Origin of the sequence: Chelativorans sp. AA-79 (genome assembly GCF_029457495.1) — a bacterium.
Lineage (GTDB): Bacteria > Pseudomonadota > Alphaproteobacteria > Rhizobiales > Rhizobiaceae > Chelativorans.
The window spans coordinates 3,527,217-3,538,694 of sequence record NZ_CP120361.1 but is presented as its reverse complement, the minus strand read 5'-3'; the positions used below and the strand labels follow the sequence as shown (position 1 = coordinate 3,538,694).

The following is an 11,478-nucleotide window of genomic DNA, read 5'->3' as shown; positions in this document are numbered from 1 at the left end:
ATACGCATCGTATGCTCAAAGGAGTGAAATGGCGCACAAACCTCGCAGCGAAATGATCGCGGAAACCAGGGCCAAGCTGTTGGCGGCCGCGCGCCACGCCTTCGGCACCGTGGGCTATGCGGAGGCGTCGATGGACGATTTCACGGCGGCGGCCGGCCTGACGCGCGGCGCCCTCTACCACCATTTCGGTGACAAGAAGGGTCTTCTGGAGGCCGTCATCAAAGAGATCGATGCCGAGATGAACGAGCGTCTCTGCACCATCTCCGCGCGTGCCCCGGATCCGTGGCAGGGCTTTGTCGATGAATGCATCGCCTATGTGGAAATGGCTCTGGAACCGGAGATACAGCGCATCGTGCTGCGGGACGGACCCGCGGTCTTGGGAGATCCCTCCACATGGCCGAGCCAGACCGCGTGCATCACCTCCCTCACCACAAACCTGAAGCGCTTTGTCGAGGAGGGAAGGATCGCGCCCGCCGACCCGGAGGCACTGGCGAGGCTCATCAGCGGCGCGACCTTGTACGCATCCCTGTGGATTGCCAATTCGGCGGATCCGGAGGAGGCAACGCGAAAGGCGGTCGAGGCGTTGAAGGTGTTCCTGGACGGGCTGCTGGTGAAGAAAGCGGATAGCAGATAGCGATTAGCGAGACGGGGGCTGGGGTGACACCCCACTCCCCGCCCGAACCATCTATTCGCTATTCGCTATTCGCCATTCACCGAATCCCTGTTGAGGCGTCATTCTCCGCGTGGCCAAACCGCCTGCCGGCCCTTATACCGGGCCCATGGCCACGCGATTATACACCCACCCCGTCTATCTGGAGCATCTGACGCCTCCAGGGCATCCCGAACGGCCCGATCGCCTGCGCGCGATCGCCAAGGTGCTCGCGCATGACGTTTTCGCTCCGCTGGACCGCGTCGAGGCGCCGATGGCTGACGAGACGGCCATCCTGCTCGCCCATCCGGAGACCTATGCCCGCCGGATCAGGGCGGAGATCCCGCACGAGGGGCTGGCGCGGATCGATGCGGATACCGTCGTCGGTCCCCGCAGCTGGGATGCCGCGCTGACTGCGGTCGGCGCCGCCACCGCCGCGGTGGACGACGTGTTCGAAGGGCGCGCCGACAACGTGTTCGTCGCCGCCCGCCCGCCCGGCCACCATGCGGAGAAGGACCGGGCGATGGGCTTCTGCCTCTTCAACAACGCCGCAATAGCCGCGCGCCACGCGCAGAAGGCGCATGGGGCCGAGCGCGTGGCCATTGTCGATTGGGACGTGCATCACGGCAACGGCACGCAGGACATCTTCTGGGACGATCCTTCCGTTCTCTACTGCTCGACGCATCAGATGCCGCTTTATCCGGGAACGGGCGCGGCCTCGGAGACCGGGGCGGGCAACATCGTCAATCTCCCGCTTGCGCCGGGTTCCGACGGGGAGGCCCTCCGCGAGGCTCTGGAAAGCGTCATCCTTCCCCGGATCGATGACTTCCGCCCCGACATCATCATTATTTCGGCGGGTTTCGATGCCCATTACCGCGATCCGTTGGCAGAGCTCAATTTTACCGAGCGGGACTTCGGCTCGGCCACGTCCATGCTGATGGAGCGTGCCGGGCGCTGGTCCGGCAACCGGCTTGTCAGCCTACTGGAAGGCGGTTACGACCTTGAGGGACTGGGGCTGTCCGTGGCCGCCCATGTCGGGTGCTTGATGAAAGGATGAAGCATGAACACCGGAAACGATACCGCCGGGACAAATGACGACATCAAGGCCATGAGCTTCGAGCAGGCGCTGGAGGCGCTGGAGAACATCGTCAACGACCTGGAACGCGGCGACGTGCCGCTGGAGCAGTCGATCCGCATCTATGAGCGCGGCGAGGCGCTGAAGGCCCATTGCGACCGCCTCCTGAAAGCGGCGGAGGACAAGGTGGAGAAGATCCGTCTTTCCCGTGAAGGCGTACCCGTCGGTACTGAGCCGCTCGATCAGGCCTGATGGACGGACCGTCGCCGCGAGGGGGGTGGCTACCACTTTAGAAGAGGTCTAAGCTCCGCCGGTTTCGGTGCGAGGAATCCATCCATGAGTTTCTTTCCCGGCAAGGACCCGGAACCGGGTGACGCGCTCTCCTGCGACGCGATCGAGACGCTGATCGTGCCGCGCACCGCCGATATCGGCGAGTTTCAGGTGCGCCGTGCGCTTCCTTCGTCCCGTCGGCGCCTGGTGGGGCCCTTCATCTTCTTCGATCGCATGGGCCCCGCCATCCTGCGGGCGGGCCAGGCGCTCGACGTGAAGCCGCATCCGCATATCGGGCTCGCCACGGTCACCTATCTCTTCGACGGGCGCATCCGCCACCGGGATTCGCTGGGCACCGAGATGGTGATCGCGCCGGGCGACCTGAACCTGATGACGGCCGGCCGCGGCATCGTGCATTCGGAGCGTACGCCCGAGGAGATGCGCGGCGGGCCGCTTTCGGTTTCCGGCCTCCAGACCTGGCTGGCGCTGCCCGACGGCGGCGAGGAGGTGGACCCCACCTTCTCCAACACGTTGCGCAAGGATCTTCCGGTGATCGAGGCCGAAGGCGTGTCCGGCCGCGTGATCATCGGCCGTCTCCATGGCCTGCGCGCGCCGGTGCGGACGGCGACGGAGACGCTTTACGCCGACATACGCCTCGAGCCCGGGGCCCGTTTCCAGATCCCGGCAGACGCGGAGGAGCGCGCCATCTATGTGCTGGACGGCACGGTCGGGATCACGGGCGACGAATTCCCGTCCGACCGGCTGCTCGTGTTCCGTCCGGGAGACGAGATCGTGGTCGGCACGGGAACAGGCGCACATTTTATGCTGTTTGGTGGTGCAGCCCTTGGCTCGCGGCGCTATATCTGGTGGAATTTCGTTTCTTCCTCTAAGGAACGCATCGAGCAGGCGAAGGAGGAATGGCGCACGGGCCGCTTCGACATCGTGCCGGGCGACGAGGAGGAATTCGTGCCCTTGCCCGAGCAATGAGACGTGCGGGAAGGCGCCCCTGCGACCACAATTCAGCCACGCGAGAGCTTATGTCCAAGACCCAAGATGAGAACCGGCAGGGTGTCAAATCGCCGCCCGAAACGCCGCTACTGGATCGCATCCGCTTCCCGTCCGACCTGAAGCAGATCCCCGAGGAGGACCTGCCGCGGCTTGCGGAGGAGTTGCGCGCGGAGGTGATCGACGCCGTCTCGCAGACGGGCGGGCATCTTGGCGCCGGCCTGGGCGTGGTCGAGCTTACGGTGGCGCTCCACCATGTGTTCGACACCCCGCATGACCGGCTGATCTGGGACGTTGGCCACCAGGCCTATCCGCACAAGATCCTGACCGGCCGGCGCGACCGCATCCGTACGCTGCGCCAGGAGGGGGGGCTGTCCGGCTTCACCAAGCGCGCCGAGAGCGAATACGATCCCTTCGGCGCCGCCCATTCTTCAACCTCCATTTCAGCCGGGCTCGGCATGGCCGTGGCGCGCGATCTGTCGGGCGGGCAGCGGCACGTGATCTCCGTGATCGGCGATGGCGCGCTCTCGGCCGGCATGGCCTACGAGGCTATGAACAATGCCGGCGCGCTCGACGCTCGGCTGATCGTCATCCTCAACGACAACGACATGTCGATCGCGCCGCCCACCGGGGCCATGAGCACCTATCTGGCGCGTCTCGCCTCCGGCCGCACCTATCAGGGCATCCGCGACGTCGGCAAGAAGCTCACCTCCCATCTGGGCAGGGCCGTCGACCGCGCCATCACCCGCGCCGTCGAGCACGCCCGCGGCTACGTGACGGGCGGCACGCTCTTCGAAGAGATGGGATTTTTCCATATCGGCCCGATCGACGGCCATGACCTGGAAGCGCTCGTACCGGTGCTGCGCAACGTGCGCGACCACGGCACCGGCCCGGTGCTGATCCATGTGGTCACCCAGAAGGGCAAGGGCTACCCGCCGGCCGAAGCGGCTGCGGACAAATATCACGGCGTCGCCAAGTTCGACGTCATCACCGGCGCCCAGGCGAAGTCGCCTGCGGGCGCGCCGAGCTATACGAAGGTCTTCGCCCAGGCCCTTGTCCAGGAAGCGCGGGAGGACGAGCGCGTCGTCGCCATCACGGCGGCCATGCCGTCGGGAACCGGCCTCGACCTTTTCGGCAAGGAGTTCCCCGAGCGCATCTTCGACGTGGGCATCGCCGAGCAGCATGCGGTGACCTTCGCGGCCGGCCTTGCGAGCGAGGGGTACCGTCCTTTCGCCGCCATCTATTCCACTTTCCTGCAGCGCGGCTACGATCAGGTGGTGCACGACGTGGCGATCCAGAACCTGCCGGTCCGCTTCGCCATCGACCGCGCCGGCTTCGTGGGGGCCGACGGCGCCACCCATTGCGGCGCCTTCGACGTCACCTATCTCGCCACCCTGCCCAACATGGTGGTGATGGCGGCCGCCGACGAGGCGGAGCTAAAGCACATGGTGCGCACGGCCGCCGTCCATGACGAGAGCCCGATCGCCCTCCGCTATCCGCGCGGCGAAGGCGTGGGCGTGGCGATGCCGGAGCGCGGCGAGGTGCTCGAGATCGGCAAGGGCCGCATCCTCCGCGAAGGCAGCAAGATCGCGCTCCTTTCGCTCGGCACGCGGCTCGCCGAATGCCTGAAGGCGGCGGACGAGCTGGAAGCTGCCGGGCTTTCGACCACCGTTGCCGACGCACGCTTCGCCAAGCCGCTCGACGCCGGTCTCGTCACGCGCCTTGCGCGTGAGCACGAGGTGCTCGTGACGGTCGAGGAGGGTTCCATCGGCGGCTTCGGCGCGCATGTCCTGCATTTCCTCGCCCATGGCGGCCTCCTGGAAAACGGGCTCAAGGTTCGCCCGCTGGTGATGCCGGATCTCTTTATGGATCAGGCGAAGCCGGAGAAGATGTACGCCGATGCCGGGCTCGACGCCGCCGGCATCGTGCGCACGGTCTTCGCCGCGCTCGGGCAGACGGAGCAGGCGGCGCGGGCGTGAGGGCACGTTGCCCCTCACTTGCGATTTCTAACACTTAGCCTCCGCTTCGCTCTGGCTAAGATGTCGAAATCGCTTTTTCTCCCACAAGGGGAGAGATAACGCTTGCATCGACCTCTCTGCCGATCGCCAACGCAATCATTTTGCGGAAGCGACGGCGTAGCACAAGTGAGGGGTAAACCTCCCAGCTTGCTATGCGATGCCCCATCATTCATTGAACAGTCCATGGCTGCACCGACCTCCTCCCGCATCCGCCTCGACCAGCTTCTGGTCGAGCGCGGGATATTCGAGACCCGGGCGCGGGCCCGGGATGCCGTACTGCGCGGTACGGTTCGCGTGGGGGGCATGATGGCGGAGAAGCCCGGCCAAGCCGTTGCCGCCGATGTGGAAATCGCGGTCGACGACCCGGCCCGCCGCTATGTCTCACGTGCGGCGCTGAAGCTCGTCCACGGGCTCGATGCTTTCGGCCTCGATCCCAAGGGCGCGGAGGCTCTCGATGTCGGCGCCTCGACAGGCGGCTTCACGCAGGTGCTTCTGGAACGTGGTGCAACGCATGTCACGGCCATCGACGTCGGCACGGGCCAGATGGACCGGAGGCTGCGCGAGGATTCCCGCGTCACCTGCCTCGAAGGCGTGAACGCCCGCCATCTCACGCTCGAGGCGATCGGTGGCCGCAGGCCGGATTTCCTCGTCTCCGACGTCAGCTTCATCTCGCTGAAGCTCGCGCTGCCGCCGGCGCTCGAAATGGCGGGGCAGGGCGCACAGGGGCTCTTCCTCGTCAAGCCGCAGTTCGAGGCAGGCCGCGAGGCGATCGGGAAAGGCGGGCTCCTGCGCGAGCCGCAGATGGCGGAGGAGATCGCCCGCGACATCGCCGCGTGGCTCGGGACCAACCAAGGCTGGCGGAACATCGGCCTTGCCCCGTCTCCCATCGAGGGTGGCGACGGCAACCGCGAGTTCCTGCTGGCCGGGCGGAAGGCATGAGCGTCCGTCTCACCATCGACGCGTTGGGCGCGCAGGGCGACGGCGTTGCGCATACGCCGGAGGGCCCGGTCTATGTGCCCTTCGCGCTACCCGGCGAGGAAGTCCTCGCCCACGTGGAGAAGCAACGCGGGACCCTGCTGGCGGTCGAAAAGCCGTCACCTGTTCGGGTCGATCCGGCGAGCCCGCATTTCGGCGTGTGCGGCGGCTGCTCGGTGCAGCATATGGCGCCAGCGGCCTATGCGGAATGGAAGCGCGAAAAGGTGGTGCGCGCACTCCGGACCCGGGGCCTTCCCGAAAATGTTGAATCGCTCGTCCTCTGCCCGCCCGCCTCCCGCCGGCGCGTCACCTTCACGGCGCGGGCGGCAGGCGGGCGCGCTCTTCTGGGCTTCAATGCGGCGCAATCCCACCGGATCGTGGAGATCGAGTCCTGCCCGGTCGCGGCACCGCAGATCGTCGCGGCCCTTCCCGACCTGCGTGCGCTGGCGGCTCTGATCGCGATGGGGCCGAAGCCGTTCCACGTCACGGTCACCGCCACCCGGACGGGCCTCGACATCGCGACCGAGGGCGCGGCGGAGAGGCTTGGCGAGCGTAAACGCCGGCAGGCGGTGGATCTCGTCCTTGCCAGGGGATTCGCACGGCTTTCCGTCGGCGGCGAAGTGCTGGTGGAGCGCGAAAGGCCGGTGGTGCTGTTCGGCGATGTGCCGGTGGCCGTTCCCGCAGGCGGCTTCCTGCAGGCGGCGGAACAGGCGGAGCAGGCGATGGCCGGCCTTGTCACCGCGCATCTCAAGGGCGCGAAGCATGTCGCGGACCTCTTTGCCGGCAGCGGCACCTTCGCGCTGCGCCTGGCCCGCGAATCGCGCGTGCATGCGGCCGAGGGAGACGCCGCGGCTCTCGCGGCGCTGGAGGAAGCGGCGAAACGCGCCATCGGCTTGAAGCCGGTCTCCGTGGAAAAGCGCGACCTGTTCAACCGGCCTCTCTCTGCCAAGGATCTCGACCGTTTCGACGGCCTGGTGTTCGATCCGCCGCGCGCCGGAGCCGAGGCCCAGTGCCGCCAGATCGCGCGCTCGACCGTCGCGCGCGTCGCCGCCGTCTCCTGCAATCCCGGCACGCTGGCGCGAGATCTCGCGATTCTCGTCGAAGGCGGCTACGGCGTCGTAAGCATCACGCCCATCGACCAGTTCCTCTGGTCGCCGCATGTGGAGGTGGTGGCGTTGCTGGAGCGCGGGAAACAGCGCGGCTGAAGCAGCCGGTGAATCACCCGGCGATTCAGAAGCAGTAGAAACGAAGAGGTAGAGCGGCGGCGAGCGCATGCACTTCAGGAGGATTGGTCTGGTTGTCTAGACCTCTGTTCCGCCAGAAAGGATGCGATTCACATAGGCGGGCACGATCTTGCTGGCGGGGCCGTGAACGGCTTCATCGAAGCTATAGACGTTCTCCGACGGTTCGAGGTTGAGTTCGACCGTGCGCGCGCCTGCACGGGCGGCTTCCTCCACGAATTGCGCTGCCGGATAGACGCTGCCGCTCGTGCCTATCGACAGGAAGAGGTCGCAGGTGGACAGCGCTTCGTAGATGCGGTCCATGTGATAGGGCATCTCGCCGAACCACACGACGTCGGGCCTGAGCGCACCCGGGATCCCGCATCCCGGACAGGAAAGGTCCGTGGAAAGCGGCCCCCGCCATTCGTGGCGCGCGCCGCATCGGGCGCAGAGCGCCTTCGCCAATTCCCCGTGCATGTGGATCAGGTTCTTAGATCCGGCGCGCTCGTGCAGATCATCGATATTCTGGGTAACCACCAGCACGCTGCCACGATGCAGGCATTCGAGCTCGGCGAGGGCGAAATGGGCGGCATTGGGCTCGACCCGCGGCAACTGGCTGCGGCGATCATTGTAGAAGGCGTGCACCAACGCCGGATTGGCGGTAAACCCCTCGGGTGTCGCGACCTCACGAAGATCATATCGCGACCAGATGCCGTTCTTGTCGCGGAACGTGTCCACACCCGATTCGGCTGAGATTCCGGCCCCGGTCAGGATGATGACGGAACCCGCCATGGTCACGCCTGCGTGCCGCCCACCGTCATCTGGTCCATCCTGAGATGCGGCTGGCCCACGCCCACCGGCACGCCCTGGCCCGCCTTCCCGCAGGTGCCGATCCCGGTGTCGAGCTTCATGTCGTTGCCGAGCATGGAGACCCGCTTCATCGCGTCCGGCCCGTTGCCGATGAGTGTCGCGCCCTTGATGGGGCGGGTCACCTTTCCGTCCTCGATCATATAGGCTTCGGTGCAGTCGAAGACGAACTTGCCGGAGGTGATGTCCACCTGCCCGCCGCCGAAGGAGACGGCATAGATGCCCTTCTTCACGGATGCGAGGATCTCTTCCGGCGTCCTGTCGCCGCCCATCATGTAGGTGTTGGTCATGCGCGGCATGGGCACATGCGCGTAGGATTCGCGCCTGCCATTGCCGGTCGGCCGCATGCCCATCAGGCGGGCATTCAGGCGGTCCTGCATGTAGCCCACCAGCTTGCCGTCCTCGATCAGCACCGTCCGGTTGGTGGACGTGCCCTCGTCGTCGATGGTCAGCGAGCCCCGCCGCTCGCCGATCGTGCCGTCATCGACCACGGTCACGCCCTTGGCTGCCACCTGCTCGCCCATCAGGCCGGCGAAGGCGGAGGTCTTCTTGCGGTTGAAGTCGCCCTCGAGCCCGTGGCCCACCGCCTCGTGCAGCATCACGCCCGGCCAGCCATTGGCGAGCACGATGTCGAAGGTGCCGGCGGGCGCCGGGGCGGCTTCCAGGTTCACCAGTGCCTGGCGCAATGCCTCTCCGGCAGCGAAACGCCACGAATCTTCGGCGACGAACTCGCCGAAGCCCTTGCGGCCGCCCATCCCGTAGGAGCCGCTTTCCAGCCGGTCGCCATCACCGACGACCACGGAGACGTGCATGCGCACCAGCGGGCGGATGTCGCGAGCAAGCTGCCCATCGGCGCGCAGGATCTCCACATGCTGCCAGGAAGCGGCGAGCGACGCCGTCACCTGGCGCACGCGCGGGTCCTTGGCGCGCAGCCACCCGTCGATCTCCTGCAGGAGCTTGGCCTTCTCCTCGAAACCGGGAGCGGCAATGGGGTTTTCCTCGCCGTAAAGACGCTGATTCGTGCCCGCGGGCGGCGCGGCAAGCGTGCCGGAATAGCCCTGCTTGACGGCGGCAACGGCGTCGGCCGCCCGCCTGAGCGCTGCCTCCGAAAGCTCGCTCGCATGGGCGTAGCCCGTCGCCTCGCCGGCGACCGCCCGCAGGCCGAAGCCCTGGTCGGTGTTGAAGCTCGCCGTCTTCAGCCTTCCGTTGTCGAAGACCAGCGCCTCGCCTTCGCGGTATTCCATGAACAACTCGCCGTCATCCGCGCCCGAGATGGTTTCCGAGACGAGGGACTTGAGCTTCTCGGGCGAACAGTCGAAGGACTCGATGAGGGAACGGGGCATGGGCGGTATCCTCTGATTTACCCACGGCTCTTGTTTGAAACGCTGGCGGCGTGTCGATGTTCAGGCATGGATCCTCGGGTCAAGCCCGAGGATGACGAGGACAAGGAGGTCTCCGCAAGTCTCCGGCGTTGGCGATTAGCGGAAACCTTTCTGCCTTCGTCATCCTCGGGCTTGACCCGAGGATCCATGCCTGAACCGTCCCACGCTACCGGCGATCAAGTTGATGGACCGTGGCCCTACACATGTAGAGAGAAGAGACGGGTTGATCCAGCCCCAAGCCGATCACGAGGCGGCGGAAATGCCCTTGGCGCGATTTATCGCGGCAGTGCGTCGAAGCCTTCTCCGAAGCCGTTGAGGTCGACGGGAATTCCGATCCCTTCCTCCGGCGTCTGGAAGACGATGAAGGTGGCAGACTCTCCGGTGCGCAGGGTTTCCAGCAGCTCTTCTTCCAGGATCACCTCGGCGTAGCAGCCGTCCTGGAAGCAGCGCACGAAGTAGGCCCTGCCGATATCCTTCCCGTCCACATTGAGGCCGAGCCCGTTGGGAAGCAGCACGCCGAGCGGCGCAAGCACACGCAGGATCTCGGCCTTGTCGTCGGCCGTGCGCAGCACGACGACGGAGAGGCCCACTTCCGGCCGGTCCTCCGCCACGACGTTCTGCATCATCGCGCACTGCTCGCTCGAAGCGCCCGCGGGCGTGTCGCAGACGATCGACCACGCGCCATGTGTGGAGCGCACATTGCCGTTTTGTTGCGGCTGCTGCTGCTGGGCCGCGGCGGGCAGGGCCGCGGCCAGGGTCAGGGCGATTGCCGCCACACGTGCCAACAGAGGCATGGAACCTCGCTTTCTCTCGAATCGCGCCAATCTATCGCGGCGCGCGCCCGGCAGGAAGGGCGGCGCTGCCGGATCGACGCAGCCTGTCTGTTTGCGCGACACATTTCCCCAGGAATCGGACGGAACTGGGGCGCGGTCCGGTTTCTCCGTCAATCGGCGCCCGCGCCTGCCGCCAGCGCAAAAATGCCGCATCTGAGGCAAGATGCCTTTCTTGCGGTTCCGAAGAGAGTATGATTTGAACGCGCCGATAAGAGCCAGGAATCTCAACAGGGCTTTCCCGCGCCGCCGCATTTTGCCATACGGCATGCAAAGCGGCTGCAGGAGGCGCGTTGATCGGGAGATGACGAGGGTGATGAAGAGATTTGCAGCAGGCCTTGGGGCGCTGTCGCTTTCCGCCACCGGTGCTTTGGCGGCACAGCCGGCACCTTGGGAGATGCAGTTCCAGGATGCCGCCACGAGCATCATGGAAGAGATCGTCTGGTTCGAGAGATACACGCTGTGGTTCGTCGCCCCGATCGTGCTTCTCGTGATGGCGCTGCTTGCCTGGTGCATCATCCGCTACCGCGCTGGCGCCAATCCCGTGCCGTCGCGCACCAGCCACAACACGCTCATCGAGGTCCTCTGGACCGTCGGGCCCGTGGTGGTGCTCCTGTTCCTCGCCGTTCCCTCCTTCCAGCTCCTCACCCGGCAGTACACGCCCGACGAGGAGCCCGCGCTGACGCTGAAGGCCACCGGCGTGCAGTGGTACTGGGATTACGAGTACCAGGATCCGGAAAACCCGCTGAGCTTCACCTCGCTGCTCCTGCAGGACGGTGACCGGGCCGAGGCCGGCAAGGAGGACATCGCCCAGTATCCCCGCCTCCTGGCGGTGGACAACGAAGTGGTCGTGCCGGTGGACACCACCGTGCGCGTGCTGGTGACCGGCAGCGACGTGATTCATTCCTTCGCCATGCCGTCCTTCGGCATCAAGGTCGACGCGGTGCCCGGCCGCATCAACGAGACCTGGTTCAAGGCCGATCGCGAAGGCCTCTATTACGGACAATGCTCGGAGCTCTGCGGCAAGGATCACGCCTTCATGCCGATCGCGATCCGCGTCGTCTCGCAGGAGCAGTTCCAGACCTGGTACGCAGCCGCGCACGAAGACCTGGCGGGCGCCAACCGCGCGCTGATGGCGTCGATCGACAGTGGCAAGGAAGAGGACAAGATCGCCGCGGCCGAGTAAC

General features: G+C 66.1%; 11 protein-coding genes. 8 read left to right on the top strand and 3 right to left on the bottom strand.

Annotated features, from left to right (window positions below; genetic code table 11):
• Nucleotides 1–28: 28 nt before the first annotated feature.
• The 7 genes from PVE73_RS17285 to PVE73_RS17255 all read left to right on the top strand — a co-directional run bounded on the left by PVE73_RS17285 (nucleotide 29) and on the right by PVE73_RS17255 (nucleotide 7,197).
• Complete coding sequence (locus tag PVE73_RS17285; RefSeq protein WP_277363427.1) at nucleotides 29–634, top strand: TetR/AcrR family transcriptional regulator; 606 nt, start codon at nucleotides 29–31, stop codon at nucleotides 632–634.
• A gap of 145 nt (nucleotides 635–779) precedes the next feature.
• Entirely contained in the window at nucleotides 780–1,706 is a 927-nt protein-coding gene (locus PVE73_RS17280) for a histone deacetylase family protein (protein ID WP_277367495.1), read from the top strand.
• A gap of 3 nt (nucleotides 1,707–1,709) precedes the next feature.
• Complete coding sequence (locus PVE73_RS17275) at nucleotides 1,710–1,976, top strand: exodeoxyribonuclease VII small subunit (protein WP_277363426.1); 267 nt, start codon at nucleotides 1,710–1,712, stop codon at nucleotides 1,974–1,976.
• Between the two features lie 84 nt (nucleotides 1,977–2,060).
• Complete coding sequence (locus tag PVE73_RS17270; protein ID WP_277363425.1) at nucleotides 2,061–2,981, top strand: pirin family protein; 921 nt, start codon at nucleotides 2,061–2,063, stop codon at nucleotides 2,979–2,981.
• Between the two features lie 50 nt (nucleotides 2,982–3,031).
• Nucleotides 3,032–4,978 carry a 1-deoxy-D-xylulose-5-phosphate synthase gene (gene dxs / locus PVE73_RS17265; protein WP_277363424.1) on the top strand — a complete coding sequence of 649 codons (1,947 nt, stop codon included), beginning with the start codon at nucleotides 3,032–3,034 and terminating at the stop codon, nucleotides 4,976–4,978.
• A gap of 222 nt (nucleotides 4,979–5,200) precedes the next feature.
• A complete protein-coding gene (locus PVE73_RS17260; RefSeq protein ID WP_277363423.1) occupies nucleotides 5,201–5,956 on the top strand; it encodes a TlyA family RNA methyltransferase in 756 nt (251 codons plus the stop codon).
• Nucleotides 5,953–7,197, top strand: coding sequence for a class I SAM-dependent RNA methyltransferase (locus PVE73_RS17255; protein WP_277363422.1), 1,245 nt, complete (start codon nucleotides 5,953–5,955; stop codon nucleotides 7,195–7,197). The genes PVE73_RS17260 and PVE73_RS17255 overlap by 4 nt, the downstream gene beginning before the upstream one ends.
• 96 nt (nucleotides 7,198–7,293) lie before the next feature.
• Here PVE73_RS17255 and cobB read toward each other — a convergent pair whose 3' ends face one another.
• The 3 genes from cobB to PVE73_RS17240 form a co-directional block, all read right to left on the bottom strand.
• Nucleotides 7,294–8,004, bottom strand: a complete 711-nt coding sequence (cobB, locus tag PVE73_RS17250) for a Sir2 family NAD+-dependent deacetylase (RefSeq protein ID WP_277363421.1) — start codon at nucleotides 8,002–8,004, stop codon at nucleotides 7,294–7,296.
• A gap of 2 nt (nucleotides 8,005–8,006) precedes the next feature.
• The gene (gene tldD, locus PVE73_RS17245; protein ID WP_277363420.1) at nucleotides 8,007–9,422 is read right to left on the bottom strand and encodes a metalloprotease TldD; all 1,416 of its coding nucleotides are present in this window, start codon (nucleotides 9,420–9,422) and stop codon (nucleotides 8,007–8,009) included.
• A 314-nt stretch (nucleotides 9,423–9,736) separates the two neighbouring features.
• On the bottom strand, nucleotides 9,737–10,255 hold the full coding sequence (locus PVE73_RS17240) for an invasion associated locus B family protein (RefSeq protein WP_277363419.1): 519 nt from the start codon (nucleotides 10,253–10,255) through the stop codon (nucleotides 9,737–9,739).
• Nucleotides 10,256–10,607: 352 nt separating this feature from the next.
• Between PVE73_RS17240 and coxB the strand changes: the two genes are divergently transcribed.
• Nucleotides 10,608–11,477 carry a cytochrome c oxidase subunit II gene (gene coxB / locus PVE73_RS17235; RefSeq protein WP_277363418.1) on the top strand — a complete coding sequence of 290 codons (870 nt, stop codon included), beginning with the start codon at nucleotides 10,608–10,610 and terminating at the stop codon, nucleotides 11,475–11,477.
• Nucleotide 11,478: the final 1 nt, after the last annotated feature.

What these genes read in the sequence shown, in the direction of transcription:
- PVE73_RS17285 (WP_277363427.1), top strand. Translation starts at nt 29, where the DNA reads ATGGCGCACAAACCTCGCAGCGAAATGATCGCGGAAACCAGGGCCAAG.
- PVE73_RS17255 (WP_277363422.1), top strand. Translation starts at nt 5,953, where the DNA reads ATGAGCGTCCGTCTCACCATCGACGCGTTGGGCGCGCAGGGCGACGGC.
- tldD (WP_277363420.1), bottom strand. Translation starts at nt 9,422, where the DNA reads ATGCCCCGTTCCCTCATCGAGTCCTTCGACTGTTCGCCCGAGAAGCTC.
- PVE73_RS17240 (WP_277363419.1), bottom strand. Translation starts at nt 10,255, where the DNA reads ATGCCTCTGTTGGCACGTGTGGCGGCAATCGCCCTGACCCTGGCCGCG.
- coxB (WP_277363418.1), top strand. Translation starts at nt 10,608, where the DNA reads ATGAAGAGATTTGCAGCAGGCCTTGGGGCGCTGTCGCTTTCCGCCACC.
- cobB (WP_277363421.1), bottom strand. Translation starts at nt 8,004, where the DNA reads ATGGCGGGTTCCGTCATCATCCTGACCGGGGCCGGAATCTCAGCCGAA.
- dxs (WP_277363424.1), top strand. Translation starts at nt 3,032, where the DNA reads ATGTCCAAGACCCAAGATGAGAACCGGCAGGGTGTCAAATCGCCGCCC.
- PVE73_RS17270 (WP_277363425.1), top strand. Translation starts at nt 2,061, where the DNA reads ATGAGTTTCTTTCCCGGCAAGGACCCGGAACCGGGTGACGCGCTCTCC.
- PVE73_RS17275 (WP_277363426.1), top strand. Translation starts at nt 1,710, where the DNA reads ATGAACACCGGAAACGATACCGCCGGGACAAATGACGACATCAAGGCC.
- PVE73_RS17280 (WP_277367495.1), top strand. Translation starts at nt 780, where the DNA reads ATGGCCACGCGATTATACACCCACCCCGTCTATCTGGAGCATCTGACG.
- PVE73_RS17260 (WP_277363423.1), top strand. Translation starts at nt 5,201, where the DNA reads ATGGCTGCACCGACCTCCTCCCGCATCCGCCTCGACCAGCTTCTGGTC.